General features: G+C 63.4%; 13 protein-coding genes. 4 read left to right on the forward strand and 9 right to left on the reverse strand.

What is annotated here, in order from left to right; translation table 11 throughout:
* Window positions 1–25 precede the first annotated feature (25 nt).
* Window positions 26–1,021, forward strand: coding sequence for a sterol desaturase family protein (locus tag L858_RS0114420; RefSeq protein ID WP_028056153.1), 996 nt, complete (start codon window positions 26–28; stop codon window positions 1,019–1,021).
* Between the two features lie 27 nt (window positions 1,022–1,048).
* On the forward strand, window positions 1,049–1,651 hold the full coding sequence (locus tag L858_RS0114425; RefSeq protein ID WP_022683864.1) for a hypothetical protein: 603 nt from the start codon (window positions 1,049–1,051) through the stop codon (window positions 1,649–1,651).
* A gap of 140 nt (window positions 1,652–1,791) precedes the next feature.
* Here the strand turns inward: L858_RS0114425 and L858_RS21330 are convergent, their stop codons facing one another.
* Window positions 1,792–4,920, reverse strand: coding sequence for a PAS domain-containing protein (locus L858_RS21330; RefSeq protein WP_081643365.1), 3,129 nt, complete (start codon window positions 4,918–4,920; stop codon window positions 1,792–1,794).
* A gap of 100 nt (window positions 4,921–5,020) precedes the next feature.
* Window positions 5,021–5,476 (reverse strand): YaiI/YqxD family protein, encoded by a 456-nt coding sequence (locus tag L858_RS0114435; protein ID WP_022683866.1) that lies wholly within the window; start codon window positions 5,474–5,476, stop codon window positions 5,021–5,023.
* 125 nt (window positions 5,477–5,601) lie between these two features.
* On the opposite strand from L858_RS0114435, the gene L858_RS0114440 reads away from it, so the two are divergent.
* Entirely contained in the window at window positions 5,602–6,003 is a 402-nt protein-coding gene (locus L858_RS0114440) for a hypothetical protein (RefSeq protein ID WP_022683867.1), read from the forward strand.
* Window positions 6,004–6,006: 3 nt separating this feature from the next.
* Here the strand turns inward: L858_RS0114440 and L858_RS0114445 are convergent, their stop codons facing one another.
* The 5 genes from L858_RS0114445 to L858_RS0114465 form a co-directional block, all read right to left on the reverse strand.
* Window positions 6,007–6,558, reverse strand: a complete 552-nt coding sequence (locus tag L858_RS0114445; RefSeq protein ID WP_022683868.1) for a pseudouridine synthase — start codon at window positions 6,556–6,558, stop codon at window positions 6,007–6,009.
* A gap of 7 nt (window positions 6,559–6,565) precedes the next feature.
* Window positions 6,566–7,720 (reverse strand): cupin domain-containing protein, encoded by a 1,155-nt coding sequence (locus tag L858_RS0114450; RefSeq protein ID WP_022683869.1) that lies wholly within the window; start codon window positions 7,718–7,720, stop codon window positions 6,566–6,568.
* Window positions 7,721–7,764: 44 nt separating this feature from the next.
* A complete protein-coding gene (locus L858_RS0114455) occupies window positions 7,765–8,568 on the reverse strand; it encodes an FkbM family methyltransferase (RefSeq protein ID WP_202951363.1) in 804 nt (267 codons plus the stop codon).
* A 34-nt stretch (window positions 8,569–8,602) separates the two neighbouring features.
* Window positions 8,603–10,195, reverse strand: a complete 1,593-nt coding sequence (locus tag L858_RS20210; protein ID WP_152639837.1) for a hypothetical protein — start codon at window positions 10,193–10,195, stop codon at window positions 8,603–8,605.
* Window positions 10,196–10,320: 125 nt separating this feature from the next.
* Window positions 10,321–10,641 (reverse strand): hypothetical protein, encoded by a 321-nt coding sequence (locus L858_RS0114465; protein ID WP_028056155.1) that lies wholly within the window; start codon window positions 10,639–10,641, stop codon window positions 10,321–10,323.
* Between the two features lie 302 nt (window positions 10,642–10,943).
* Here L858_RS0114465 and L858_RS0114470 point away from each other — a divergent pair, with 302 nt between their 5' ends.
* Window positions 10,944–12,011 (forward strand): cellulase family glycosylhydrolase, encoded by a 1,068-nt coding sequence (locus L858_RS0114470; protein ID WP_022683873.1) that lies wholly within the window; start codon window positions 10,944–10,946, stop codon window positions 12,009–12,011.
* A gap of 36 nt (window positions 12,012–12,047) precedes the next feature.
* Here L858_RS0114470 and L858_RS0114475 read toward each other — a convergent pair whose 3' ends face one another.
* Together L858_RS0114475 and glf are read right to left on the reverse strand one after the other, a co-directional pair.
* On the reverse strand, window positions 12,048–12,614 hold the full coding sequence (locus L858_RS0114475) for a DNA-3-methyladenine glycosylase (RefSeq protein ID WP_022683874.1): 567 nt from the start codon (window positions 12,612–12,614) through the stop codon (window positions 12,048–12,050).
* A gap of 4 nt (window positions 12,615–12,618) precedes the next feature.
* Window positions 12,619–14,856, reverse strand: a complete 2,238-nt coding sequence (gene glf, locus L858_RS20215) for a UDP-galactopyranose mutase (protein ID WP_081643368.1) — start codon at window positions 14,854–14,856, stop codon at window positions 12,619–12,621.
* Window positions 14,857–15,069: the final 213 nt, after the last annotated feature.

Consider the following 15,069-nt stretch of genomic DNA (forward strand, 5'->3'; position numbering starts at 1 on the left):
CGGATGAGCAATAGAGAGCAGGCGCATGGATGGTATTCGCGTAGGAAAACGAGTGATCGGCGCGCAATCGCCTGTCACGATTGGATGGGAAAACCTTCCCCGGGTCGAGGGCGGTCCGGTCAAGCAATTCATCTTTACCTGGTTTCAGCCCGCGGCGTTGTTCGCCCTGATCCTCTTTTGGTATTATGCACCCAACTCGATCGCGAAGGCATCCACGGCCATCGGCATTGGTATCGGGTTCAAGCTGCTTCTGCTCGCACTCGAATGGGTGAACCCCCGATACGAAAGCTGGCGCCTCACCTGGAAGGAGTTGGTCACCGATCTCTTTTACGTGGCGCTGGGTTACACGCTGATCAACATGGTCGAGCGCTATATCGGCAGCGACGTCATCATCGAAGCATTGCAACATTCCTTTGACTGGGAAAAGTTCAACTGGTTCATCGGGCTTCCGCTGCTCGTCCAGGCGTTTCTGATCTCGTTCATCTTCGATTTCGGGCAATATTGGATGCATCGGGGAATGCATAACTGGTATCCGCTATGGCTCACCCATTCGGTCCACCACTATATCACTCAGCTGAACATCAACAAGGGCGCGGTCGGGAACCCCGTCGAACTGTTCCTGATCGGGCTTGGCGTGGGCGGCTTCCTGGACTTCCTGCCACGCGCCGCGCTGCTGGCCGGCACCATCGGACTTGCGATCGGCACCTATCAGCATATCAATGTCCGCTTCAACACGCCGCGCTGGTGGCGTTTCCTCTTCAACACGACCGAGCATCACAGCCTGCATCATTCGCGCGACTTCGAAGCGAGCCGCAGCAACTATTCCAACACCTATATCTTCATCGACCGGATGTTCGGGACCTGCGTGGACGGGGAGGCGGAACTGCTGGGCATGGAAGGCGGTCGGCGCATGTCGATCCGGGAGCAGATGACCTTTCCCTTCACCGAGGGATGGCGGACGCTCAAGGAGAGGTTCAGCAGAGGTTCGATGGATCACGCCGTGAGCGTGCCTGCCGAGTAAAAGTGGCTTGTGAGAAAAGGGTGTCATGTGAACGCGCGCATATTCGACTGGATCTGGCACATCAGGGGCAGCGTGGCGATCGCGCCTGAGCAACCGACGGATGATGTGCTGGGGAGGCTTGATCCCCTTTTCCGGCAGGACGGCACCAGCCATAGCCGCACCGGCGACCGGCTGACCTTCAGCAAGAAAGATCCGGCGGCGCAGGACAAGATGTCGATTTTCGACCGGGGTGTTCTGCAGGTCGAAAAGGGTGCGAGCGGGTCCATTCTGCGCTACCATCTGACCAGCAAGGCGCTGCTATTCTGTTTCCTGGCTCCCTTTTTCTTCCTGGCCGTCGCGCAATTGACCGTCGCCATCGGCAAGCTTGAAAAGCCGTCAACTGAAGCCGTGGAGAAAAAGCCGCACAAGGAACCCGCGCTGCTGCCGCAGAACCCGATCGACAAGGCCCTGGGCGCTCCGGCCCCAGAGAAGCCGGACAAGAAGAAAGCTGAAGAGCAGGACAAGAAGCCTTCGCCCACGCCTGCCTATGTCTTCGCGGCCCTCTTTGCCATCCTCTATGTGGCAGGGCGGCTGCTTGAGGATAAGCTCGTCAAGTCGCTCTTCAGAAAGAGCGTGCTTAGCGCTCAATAGTGGCTCCTTCGGCGCGCAGGGTGGCATGCCATGGATTGCACTCCTAATAGGGATTGATATCCCTATGACGGTCCCTTACCTCCCTGGTCGCCTGACCGCTTGGCCGGCGATCGATAATGACATCCGCTTTGCGCCCGCCCTTATAATTTGCCTATTTCTTCCACGATCGTGCGGAACGCCACGGGCTTCTGGAGCCGCGTGACATGGTGCATGTCTGGCGGGATCGCATCGGGATCGTAGCCCGTCATGAAGATGAAGGGGATGCCGCGTTCCAGCAGCGTCCGGGCGACCTCGAACTGCGGGCCGCCGCCGCCCAGGTTCAGGTCCAGCAACGCATGGGTGGGCGTCTGCGAATCCAGCAGGTCGAGTGTGGCGTCGGTGCTTGGACAGGGACCCAACACGTCGGCACCGGCCCCGCGCAGGGCGGAGGCGGTGTCGACGGCGATATAATAGTCGTCTTCGACCACCAGGACAGTGCGGCCGGACAGGTCAGGGGCATCTGTCATGTCGAGAACTCCTCCAAAGATCGTCACAGGCGCGGGCGCATCGGTTGCAAGGATGCTTTCCCCGTCGTTCAGCGGAAACGTCAAATGGCAATGGGCGCCTTCCGGGCGGAAGGTGAGCCTCCCCGTGCCCTGAAGTTCATAGGGTATGCGGCCTTCGATAAGGTCGCTGCCGAAGCCTCGGCGCGTGACAGGCTCTTGAACGGCGACGCCTTCTTCGGTCCAGTCCAGCGCCAGCCAAGGACGGCCACCCCTTTGGAAGGGCGTCCAATTTACCCGAAGCCGGCCTTCAGGAGCCGAAAAAGCGCCATATTTGAGTGCATTGGTCGCGAGTTCGTGAAACGCCAGGGTCAGCACCTCCACCGCTTTAGGGGAGAGGCGGACGTCAGGACCAACAAGCTCGAACTGATCGGAGCGATGCGCCTGTGCGCTCACCTCGCTCTTTATGATATCGCATAGCGCGCCGCCGCCATTGGCCTCCCGCGTCAGCAGCACCTGCACACGCGCCAGTGCCATCAGCCGTCCTTCCAACAGCGATTTGTAGTCTTCTACATCGGCCGCGCCCTGCGCCGTGCGAAGGACGACTGACCGGGTCATCGCCAATATGTTGCGGACGCGATGCTGAAGCTCCGCGAGCAGAATTGCCTGATGTTCGACAGCCAGCCTAGCGTCTGTGACATCTTCGGCAATGCCGCCAATGCGTGGGATGTCGCCATTGTCGCGAAGCGGGAAGGCGGTGCTTCTGATCCATCGGAATGCCAGGTCCGACGGTCTTTGGATGCGAAATTCATGCACGACGCTCTCGCCCCGGCTTGCCTCTGCCAGGTGCTGCAGCGCTCCGTTCCGATCCTCTGGAAGAACCATCGATGCCCAACGGGCCACGTCACCCAGCAGGGCGCTGGTCTCAACGCCGTAGATTTCCGCGGATGCCGGGCTCACAAATTCCATCGAGCGGGTTTCCGCGTCGCGTATCCATAGCGCCGCGGCAGAGGCTTTGGCGAATTGCTGGAAGCGTTCCTCGCTTTCACGCAGCGCCGCCTGCGCCTCGACTTCGAGCGTGATGTCGCGGCTGGCACCCACGATGCGGACCGCTCGGCGATGCGAGCCCTCGCCCTGAAACTCGGCCTTGCCCCAGGCTCGCAGCCAGCGATAGGAGGCGTCGCCCCGGCCGATTCGATAGTCGATGTCGTAGCGGCCGTCGCCTTCGATGTCCGACGCATGGCGCAGCGCCGCGAACATGGCCTTAAAGTCGTCGGGGTGAGCGACCCTGGCGATCTCTTCGGGGCGAATGTCCACCATGTCGGAGGCCAAGTTGTAAAGCTCTCGCGCACGCGCGTCGAAGCGGCAGACATTTGCCAGCAGATCATACTCCCATGCGCCCATTTCCGCCGCGCCGAAGGCGAGGTCGAGAAGCTCCTCGCTCCTGCGCAGCGATGTTTCGGCGCGGGCCCGCTGTACCGCCGCCCAGGTCCGCTCGGCGGATTCCTCCACCAGGACGACGTCAGCGGGCGTCGATATGTGCGGGTTCCTGAAGTGGACCGTAATGAACGCGACCAAACGCCCGTCCTTCCGAATCGGGACCTTGATCAGGCTTCGACAGCCTACCCCCGCGAAGGCCTTCTTCTGTTCGGGAGTGAGGTCTTCCGCCGCCTGCACGTCGGCTCGGTTGACGCTTTGGCCGAGCTTCGCCTGCACATGGCCCAGCGGATCGAAGGCTGACCAGTCATAAGTGAAGCCATCGAAGGAGGAAAGGTCCGCCGCCCGGTCTTCGGCCAGCAAGCAGTATGTGTCTTCGTTCGCCTTAAGCTCGGCATAGGCCACGCGATCCGCGCCCAGATGCTCTCGCAAGATCGCGCTGGCGATGCGTTGAACCTCGATCGGCTCACTCACGGGGCGCAGTGCATCGCTCAGCCTCAACAGATATTGCTGTCGTTCCTCGCTTTCCCGAAGGCCGAGTTCGATCTCCTTGCGACGGGTGACATCCTCCATCAGGCCGATCATGCGGTAGGGGACGCCGGCCTCGTCGTAGAAGAAATGCCCGCGCGCCGCGCACCAGCGGTTGGAGCCGTCGGCACGGAGCGTCCGGAATTCATGCGCATAGGTACCCCGATGAGCGCGCGCCTGCTCGATCAGCAGGACCGCCTGCTCACGGTCGTCTGGATGAACCTTGGCAAGCCATGCGTCGAAGCTCGGGATGACCTCTCCGGGCGTGTAGCCCTGAAGAAGGAAATGCCGGTCGTTCCAGGTGATGTGGCCGGTCCGCATGTTCCAGTCCCAACTCGCCAGTTCGGCGATCTCGACCGCGAGCGCGAGGCGTTCTTCACTTTCCCTCAGCGCGTGATCTGCATTCTTGCGCGCGGTGACGTCCTGGAACAGCACGGCTACGCGGCGGCTGTCGGCATCGTTCGGTTCTGGTTTGAAGAGGAGGAAATCATACCATCGCCCTTGCAGAGACGCGAAGCGCTCCTGCCGCTGGGGCTCGCCGTTCACGGCCACCCGGCCCCAGACTTCGTACCAATGATCCTTATTTTCGGGGCAAAACGCCCGCAGGCGCTGCCCCGTAGGATCAACGCCGAGCATTCGCTTCGCGGCCGGATTCGACTCCACAAAGGCTATGTCCACGACCTGGCCATTGTCGTCAAAGATTACGTCGGCTAGAAGGTAGCCCTGATCCATCGCATTGAAGAGCGTCAGATATTTCCGTTCGCTCTGCCTCAATGCGTCTACCACAGGGGCGGGCGCGGCGCCTCGTCTGCTCTCCGGCATTGTCGCTCTCCAACCCAGCTTGGCAGGGAATCTACGCCAGTTGGCACCGCATGCAACGCCCTAAAAGACGCGATTCGGCCAAGCTCCGGGGATCAGTGGCTTAGCGACGCAGCCTGACTACCGTCTCGTCCAGCACTGAGAGGAAACGCGACCGGTCCGCCTTGCCGAAGGGCGCGGGCCCGCCGATCCCGTCTCCGACCGCGCCCGACCGCAAATCCGCCATGATGGCGCGAACGGCTACGGCATTGCCGATCGACGCGCTGGTGAAGGGCTTTCCGGTGGGCGCGATCACCGCCCCGCACCCGGCCTTGAGGCAGCGGTCGGCCAGCAATATGTCGGCGGTTACGGTGATGGACTTTGGCTCGACATGCTCCACGATCCAGTCGTCGGCCGCGTCGAACCGGGCATCGACCACCACGCGGGAGACGAGCGGATGCGCCGGCACGCGAATGGGGCTGTTGCTGACGACGATGACCGGTACGTCATATCGCCAGGCGACCTTGTAGCTTTCGTCCTTTACCGGACAGGCGTCAGCATCGATGAGGATTTGGACCATGTGACCCTGTTAGGGTGCAAAGGCGGGGAAGGGGAGGGGCTTCTTGCCCGCCATGTCCTTTCGTGGGTCGCCATCCGGCTGCCCGCATGGCAGTAGATAGCGCATGACAAGACGGAGATCCGAACATGCTGCCCGCCCGCACCTATAGCGTGACGATCAACCGGGAGTGGACGGCGGTTTATGAGATGATCTGGCGGCCGGAATTCTTCCCGCGATGGGCGTTGGGTTTGACCGAGGCCGATCTGCGGCCTGACGGCGAAGGCTGGCTGGCGGACGGCGCCGAAGGACCCATCCGCATCCGCTTCACCCCGCATAACGACTTCGGCGTCATGGACCATCATGTCGATGTGGGCTCGGGCGAGGAGGTCCATGTGCCGCTGCGCGTGGTGCAGAATGGCGATGGGGCGGAGGTGATGCTGACGTTGTTTCGTCAGCCTGGCATGGATGACGAGCGCTTCGCCGCCGACATCAAATGGATCAACCGCGATCTTCGGGCGCTGAAGGCCATTGTCGAGGGGAGCGCCTGAACGTCAGGCGCCGCCCTTCGCTTCCCGCCACTGTCCCGGCTCGATGCCGTCGAGCGTCCAGTCGCCGATCCGCCAGCGGACGAGCCGCAGCGTCGGATGCCCCACCGCCGCCGTCATCCGCCGAACCTGCCGGTTGCGCCCTTCCCGAATGGTGAGGCGCAGCCAGCAGTCGGGCACGCTCTTGCGGAACCGCACCGGCGGATCGCGGGGCCAGAGTGCGGGGTCGTCGATGCGCTCCGCCTGCGCAGGCAGGGTCGGTCCGTCCTTCAGCGTGACGCCGCGCCGCAGCGCGCTCAGCGCCGCTTCGTCGGGCTCGCCCTCGACCTGCGCCAGATAGGTTTTCGGCGTCTTGAAGCGCGGGTCGGCGATCCGCGCCTGCAAGCGGCCGTCGTCGGTCAGCAGCAGCAGCCCCTCGCTGTCCAGATCGAGTCGGCCGGCGGGATAGACGTCCGGCCGATCGATATACGCCGCCAGCGTGGGGCGCGGCGGGCCTGTGCGCTCATCGCTGAACTGGCAGAGCACGCCATAGGGCTTGTTGAACAGGATGAGCGTCATCGCGCTGTCACTCCTCCCCATCCTCGAAGGCGAGGCTGCCCTGATCGACCAGCGTCTCGATCAGCGTTGCGGCGGGAGCCGATGCCGCGAGTTCGGGGTCAACCACCAGCGCCGTTTCCGCGCACAGCCGCTCCACCAGCTCTGCCTCCTCGGCCGTGCAGTCGAAGCAGCGGCCATCCACGAACAGCAGGACAGCGCCATCTTCCTGCCGCAGGAAGGAGAAGCGGCTGGCGGGATTGCGGCTGAGCGGCACGCCCTCTGCCAGCAAAGCCCGCACCTGCCCGCTTCCGACCGGCTCCTCCGGACGCCAGTCGGCATCGGCATATTTGGGCTGGCTGGTGAATGCGCCGAACCAGCGGGCGAAGGCGGTGCGGTCGGACAGCGCCTCCATCACCAGTCCGTGCAGCCGGTCGATGGCGATGCCGCTGATCTCGCCGGGATTGTCCTGCGGCGTGAGGTCAGGGTCGGCATAACGGTCCTCGTCAAGCAACCCGTCGGCCTGGTGCTCCGCCCAATGCTGGACCAGTTCCGCGCGGGACGGCGCGCGAAAGCCGACGGAATAGGTCATGCAATCGTCGCCGACCGCTACCCCGTCATGCGCGTAGCAGGGCGGCACATAGAGAATATCGCCGGGCTCCAGCACCCACTCCTCACTCGCCTCAAAGTCGGCGATCAGGCGCAGGTCGTCATGCGGCAGCAAGGGCGTTGCCGAATGGCATTGCGGGCCGACCCGCCAGCGCCGCTTGCCGAGGCCCTGGATCAGAAACACGTCATATTGATCATAATGGGGGCCGACGCCGCCGCCGTCCGTGGCGTAGCTCACCATCACATCATCGATGCGCCAGTTGGGCACGAAACGGAACGGATCGATCAGCGCGGCGACATCCGGCGCATGATGATCGACGGCCTGCACCAGCAGCGTCCAGGGGTCGCTCCCCAGCCTGGCGAAACGATCTTCTGGCAATGGCCCGCTTTCGACCGAGAGGCGATCCGCCTCCCGCGTGATCAGGCGCGATTCGATGCCTTCCTCACAGGCGAGGCCCGCCAGTTCGTCGGGCTCCAGCGGGTTGCGCCATGCCGCCCAGGGATTGCGGATCAGCAGCGGGCGCTTCTGCCAATAGTCGCGCAGGAAGAGATCGACGTCGAAGCGGGCGAGTTGCATCGCCCGCCCATGCGCGTTCGCGCCGCCGCTGTCAAAGCGGGGTATCAGACGAGCTTCTGGATCATCCGCGCGCGGGCGCGCACCTCCTCGCGGCGAACCCGCGCGACAGCGAAATAATTGGTGGTGCGGCGGGGATAGAGATGCGCTTCGATGAAGCCGTCGCGAGAGAGGCCGGGGTCGATATGGGCGACGCGGTTGGGCAGCAGCACTGCATAGCCTGCCTGGTCGAGCCATTCCCACATCGCGGCCTTGCTGTAGCCGCCCACTTCTTCAGGCCCGCTTTCGAACATGATCGTCGGCCTGTCGCGGGCGAGCAGCGAATCGCTGCCCCGCATCACCGCCAGTTCTGCGCCCTCGACATCGATCTTGATCACATCCACCCGCTCGCTGCCGACCAGATGGTCGAGCCGGCGGATCGGCACGCTGATCTCCTGCTGCTCGCCCCGCTCGGAGCTGGGATAAAGCGACGAGTAGCCCGACTGGCGAAGGTCGATGAAGAAGGGCATCTCTCCTTCCTGCTCGCCCACCGCGCAGCTGTGGACTATGGCCTGCGGAAAGCGGCGGCGCAGCGCCTCCGCCTTGGCGGGCACCGCTTCGATCGCGATGATGGCCGAGGGGCGGCTGTGTCGGGCAACCCCGGCGATGACCGACCCGATATGGGCGCCGACATCGACGAAGGCTTTGCCCGGCAGGCAGAGCGCCTCCAGCAGCCGCTGCGCGATCAGGTCATTGCCGCAAATGCCCATATTTTCCGGATCGGTGCCTGCGGTGCGGAACAGGGCGATCTGCTCGCGCATGCGCTGGGCGACCATGCCGACGCGGGTACCCACCAGGATCGAACGGTCCATCATCTATCCTCTGCGATCAAACAGGTTCGGGAGATCATCGCCGGTCCGCCAAGAATTGGCGGACGGCCCGCAGCTTGGGTGCTTCCTCCTCGGGCTGGCCGGCATATTCGCGCAGGCCCCAGCCGCCATAGCTGCCGATCGGCGCGGTCGAGGAGAAGAGGACCAGATCGCCGCCGATCCGCGCCTTCCACCGGGCGAGATAATCGGCATAGTAGGCACCCATGCGCGGGTCGCGCTGGAGGGCGTAGGCGAGCTTCATATCCTCGGTGACGAAATGCTGGCCGGCCTCATAGGTGAGGTAGCGCTTGCCGTGGCGTGCGGCGAGCGCGCGGTGCGTCTCGGCCTTTTGTAGCGCCTCCTCCATCGCGGCGGGCACTTGCGCGAAGATGCGGTCAAGGTCGCGTACGCCATATCCGTCGAGGTCGAAGCCAAAATAGGGCGCGGTTGCGAGCGCGTCGATCCAGCGCGCCGCACCCCCCTCTTCGAGGATGATCGAGGCCAGGTCGGGCCAGGCATTCTGGGAAGCGGCTACGCGCACCAACTGGCGAGGGCGGTCGGCGAACACCTCGGTCCAGATCCGCATCGTCTCGCCCACTTTCTGCGCATAGCGCAGCATCTGCGCCCGCATCGGGTCGCCGCCGCCAAGACCTCGCGCCAGCCCCTCGGCCTGCGCCTGCCGCGACACATCGAACACCGAGTTCCAGACCTCATTGCCCAGTTCGACATAGGCAGTGCGGTGGGGGTCGAGCCGCTCATGAACCAGCCGGGCGAAGGACCGGACATAGGCGGGATCAGCGCGATAGGGCATCAGGAACCAGGGATCGGTGCCGGTCAGATTGCCAAGGTCGACCATGTCCTCGATCGAAACGCCGCCGGCCCCCGCCTGGCTCCCGCTGCGCGGGGTGGTGCGGTCTGTCCAGCGGACGGCGGCATTATCGTTGATATGCTGCCAGTCGAGGAAGCGGATGACCTTGAAGTGACGGACGAAGGAGAGGAATTCCGGGCTGAAACGCTCGTCCGTGGGCCGGTCGGCCAGCCTGCAATCGATGTTCCTGATGGGGTCCTGCGGATCGGTCCGCACCAGTTCGATCCAGGCCTTTTCGTCGTCCGCCCCGGTCGGTTTCAGGTCGAGCAGGAAGGATTGCGCCGCGCTGTCGCGCTTCTCGGCGACGCCGCCGGCATCGAGCAGACCGTGACCTTGATAGCTGCATTTCACCGCGACGGGGCGGAAGGGGGCGGCGGGCAGGACGAGCAGCCGGAACGCGGTCTGCCCCGGTTTCAGGAAGCGGACCCAGCCCTGCGCGTCCAGTTGATCTGCCGGAAAGCTGGTCCAGCCATTGCCCTGCGAATTAAACCATTCGCCTTGCAGGATCATGTTGGCGAAGATTTGCTGCCGGAACCAGCTGTCGACGGCGTAAAGGTTGATGCCGACGCGCGTGTGCGGGACCGGGGAGGGCGAGGCTGCTCCTCGCGCGAGCGCCTGCGGCCTGTTGTCCCGTGCGCCGAAGGCCAGGGCGCCGACCGCAACGGCAACCAGAAGGGCAAAGGCGACGAGCGCAAGGAGCGAACGGCCGATCGCCGTCCGGCGGCTTGCTTCCTTTCCGTCCATCGGCCCTGCCGATGCCATTGGCACCTCCGTGTTCGACCTGCGGCCTGCTGACGGTGTGGTCCCGCCAGGCCGCATCATGGAAGCAAAAGCGGTCCGCTTCTGCTCCCAATAGTCACCACGGATTTATCGGCAGGCGCGCTGTCTCAATCGCAATATTCGTAATGGCCAGCGTTGCAGGCAGCGACGGCGCGGCGCCACGCGGACATCTGGCGCGCATAGTCGGCGCGGGCCTCGGCATAGGCTTCTCGGTCGCTGTCGGCCACGCGGTAGCTGCGCTGCATCCGCGCGTCGCGGGCGCGGACATAGGCGAGCTGCTGCTGATTCATCCGCTTGATGATGGCGCGGTCGCGCGCGCGCGCCGCAGCGCTGCGCATCGTCGGATCATTCGGGTCGTCAGCCCGCGCCACCGCAGGCAGAAGCGCCGCCGCCATAGCGAACGCGCACATCGTCAGACCGATTTTCATGAATTTCGTCCCCTCGTCCCTTTCATCCGCTCTTCGCCGGGGAACGATCATGTCGTCAATCGCTTTGCGACGAATCGCTGATCGGCGGCAAACCTGCACGAACATCCATCATTTCGCAGCAGAAATAATAGGCAGCAAATATTACGGAGACGAAAATATCCGCTCTTACGTAGCATCCTGAGAAACAACTATATTCATCGAACGGATCGATCGCTCAGATTGAATTAAGCATCTTGCCCTATACTTGCATCAACTCTAAGCGGCGCCGCCAGGGCACGCTAAGAAACTATGGTGAGCGGGAAATGAGTGGTCGTTGGACGCCGGAAAAGGCGCATGCTTGGTTCAAGGAACAGCCTTGGCTCGTGGGGTGTAATTTTACCCCCTCAAATGCAATCAACCAGCTCGAAATGTGGCAGGCGCGCAGCTTCGATCTTGCCACCATCGATCGCGAACTGGCGCTGGCAGCGTCGGTTGGGATGAATGCGGTGCGGGTCTATCTGCACGATCTGCTATGGGTGGAGGACCCCACGGGCTTCCTCGACCGGATCGACAGCTTCCTGTCGGCGGCGGATCGGCACGGCATCCGCACGATGTTGGTGCTGTTTGATTCCTGCTGGCATCCCGAACCCGCGCTGGGCGAGCAGCCGGCGCCGCGCGAAGGCGTGCACAACAGCGGCTGGGTCCAGTCTCCGGGAATGTCGGTGCTGCAGAATGCGGCGGAGCATGACCGGCTGGAGGATTATGTGCGCGGCGTCGTCGGCCGCTTCGGCCAGGACGCGCGCGTCATCGCATGGGATATCTGGAACGAGCCGGACAATGGCCCAGAAGTCGCGCTGTGCGACCCGGTTGCGCTGAAGGCGAAGGCTGATCTGGTCGTGCCTCTGCTGGTCGAGGCGTTCGGCTGGGCGCGGGAGATGAAGCCGATCCAGCCGCTCACCAGCGGCATCTGGCTCGGCGACTGGTCTGCACCCGATCTGCTGAGCCCGATCCAGCGGGCGCAGACAGACAATTCGGACGTGATCTCCTTCCACAATTATGGGATCGCGGAAGATTTCGAGCAGCGGGTCAATTGGCTGAAGGCGATGGGTCGGCCGCTCTGGTGCACCGAATATATGGCGCGCCCGGCGGGCAGCACTTTTCAGGCGATCCTGCCGGTCGCTCGCAAGCATGAGGTCGGCACCTTCTGCTGGGGCCTGGTCAAAGGCAAGACGCAGACCCATCTTCCCTGGGACAAGTGGGAGAACCCCAATCTTGAGGGCCTCAAGGAACGCTGGTTCCACGACATCTTCGATGAAGATGGCACTCCCCATTGCGAGCAGGAGGTCGAATTCCTGCGGCTGCTGAGCCAGTTGGACAGGATGGCGGCTTGAGCCTCACGTGCTCCTGCGCAGGCAGGAGCACGATATCTATGATGCCCGGTCTTCGAAGCGCAGTGGCCTACTGAGATAAGGCGACCCAACAAGCCCGAAGCGCCAGGGCGTGTCGGTCCCCACGCTGATCCCGATGCGCGGGCCGCTGGCGATCTCCGGCTCCTCCGCCCGTTCGACCAGTTCGAACGGCGGCTCAGACAAGGGCGCTCCGTTCAGCCTGCCGTCGATGTCGAGCGCCTGCGCCAGCCGTCCGGGTCCGCTGCACAGCAGGCGCGGGCGGTCTGTTCCGCGCCGCTCGATCATGCGCTCGATCCCCGCCATTGGCTGCAGTGCGCGGATCAGCACCGCACTCCCGCGCGGGCCGCAAACCATGTTCAGGCACCAGTGAAGCCCGTAGAGCCGATAGACATAGGCCCGCCCGGTCGGCCCGAACATCGCCGCGTTGCGCGGAGTTTCCCCGCGGAAACTGTGGGAGGCGGGATCGCGTGCATCATAGGCTTCGGTTTCGACGATCGTGCCACCGACCCCATCGACCACTAAGGTCGCGCCGATCAACTCGCGCGCGACCTCCTCCACCGGCTGATCGAAAAAGCCCGGCCTCAAGCGGTCAGGTCGCGGGCGGCGACAGCGGCGGCGAATTGAGAACGGTGGAGCGCCGGTTCTCCACGACTGCCTTCTTCGCCATGCGCCGATATGTCGCCAGCGCCTGACCCACCACCTGGTCCATATTATAATAGCGGTAGGTGGCGAGCCGGCCGACAAAGCTGACATCCGGCTGGGCCAGCGCCAGCGCCTCATAGCGTTTGAACAGCGCCTGATTCTCCGGGCGGGGAATGGGGTAGTAGGGATCCCCCTCCGACGCCGGATATTCATAGGTGATGCTGGTGGCCGGAGCCTGCTGCCCGGTCAGATGCTTATATTCGGTGATGCGCGTATGCGGCACGTCGGGGGAGGGATAGTTGACCACCGCGACCGGCTGGAACTGCTCCTGCGGCAACGTCTCATGCTGGAAACGGAGCGAGCGGTAGGGCAGCTTGCCGAAGCGGTAGCCGAAATATTCGTCGATCGGCCCGGTGAACACCAGATGGTCGTGCGGATAGGCGTCCCTCGCCTCGCAATAATCGACGCCCAGCATTACATCGATATTGGGATGGTCCAACATCCGCTCGAACATCTTGGTATAGCCTTCCAGCGGCATCGCCTGGAATGCGTCGGTGAAATAGCGGTCATCGACATTGGTGCGCGTCGGCACCCGGGCGGTCACCGCCTTGTCCAGTTCGGACGGGTCGAGTCCCCATTGCTTGCGGGTATAGCCTTGGAAGAATTTCTCATAAAGCTCGCGCCCCACGGCGGAGATCACCACATCTTCCGACGAACGGATGACGGAGACAGGCTCTGCCTGCGCCGCGAGGAAGATCGCCGCCTCCTCCTCCGTCTGGAGGTTGAGATTGTAGAGCCGGTTGATCGTCGTGCGGTTGATCGGGATCGGCAGCAGCATGTCGTCAACCGCCGCCAGCACCCGATGTTCGTAAGGCCGCCATTTGGTGAAGCGGGAGAGATAGTCGAAAATCTCCTGCGAATTGGTGTGGAAGATGTGCGGCCCATATTGGTGGATCAGCACGCCGGCCTCATTCAGCCGGTCATAGGCATTGCCCGCGACATGGGGGCGCCGGTCGACCACCAGCACTTTCTTGCCGCCATCGGCAGCCAGCCGCTCCGCCATCACGGCGCCAGCAAAACCCGCACCCACGACCATCACGTCATAATGCTGCGGGCGGTCGCTACGGAGAGCGACCGGCGAAACGACCGGATGCGCGTGCAGGCTCTTGGCGATGGACTGGCGGATGAGGGTGTTCATCTGCTGGAAGCTCTTGTCCCATGACATGTCCGCGAGCAGCGCATCGGCCTGCTTCAGCCAGTCGCCGCCGCTGCGAGCGAGGGCTAGTGCCCTATCGCACGCCGCGACGAACGCTTCGCCACGCTCGGCGATGAACACGGCGTCGATCTCGCCATAATGGCGCACGACATCGGTGATGGGCGTCGAAACGACCGGCTTGCCCGCCGAGAGATATTCCGGCGTCTTGGTCGGGCTGATGAAGCGGGTCGCCTCGTTGATCGCGAAGGGCATCAACGCAACATCCCAGCTCCGGATGCAGTCGGGCAGCTCATCATAGCTTTTGCCGCCGGGATAATGGAGATTAGCGCGGCGCGGCAGATCGGCGTCGCTGATCTTCACGACCGGGCCGACAATCTCCACGTCCCATTCCGGGCGCGCATCGGCAAGGGTCGCGAGCAGCTCAAGGTCCATCCGCTCATCGATCACGCCATAGAAGCCGAAACGCGGCGTTGAAGACGGAACTCCGCCTTGACGGGCGCGGGAGAAATGCTCGGCATCGACGCTGGAGGGAAAGGGATAGATGTGTGGGTGGCGGTCCTTCTTCGCCTCATAGAGGCTGTAGCCGCCGGTGAATACCAGATCGGCCTGGGACAGCAGCCTCTGTTCGCGCGGCAGCAGTTCCGGCGGCGCGCCCTTGAAATTGGCAAGCTCGTCCATGCAGTCGTAGACGATGCAGTCGGCCGGGATATGCTCCGAAAAGGGCAGCATCATCGGCGTATAATACCAGCGCACGAACGGCCCCGGCTCGCCTAGCAAATAGAGGTCGAGCAACTGCCTGATCGTGTCGCACTCGCCCGCGGGATCGCTGCCGGCGGCGAGCTGCGGCGTGATGACCGTGACGCCGGTGATCGGGCATGCCTCGACGCGAAGATTGGGCGTTTCCAGATCCTCTAGGCGGACCGGCTCTTCCCAGAATATGACGCGGCCTTCGCGCGCGAAGCGTAGCATCAGATGCTGGGGGCGCTGGAAGACGAAGTTCCAGCGCAAATGGCTGAAGCAGATGAGGGTATGCTCTGGATTTATTTTTTCGGACCCGGAACTGCGCAGGAAGTAGGGATTTGGCAGCTGGGCCATGAGCACAACCTTTCTATTGGAGGATGCTCATCAAAACCCCGCATCTACGATCCCGTTCCTCAAGGACCGCTGACATATGTTGGCCGG

Source organism: Sphingobium bisphenolivorans (assembly GCF_000412635.1).
Classification (GTDB): domain Bacteria; phylum Pseudomonadota; class Alphaproteobacteria; order Sphingomonadales; family Sphingomonadaceae; genus Sphingobium; species Sphingobium bisphenolivorans.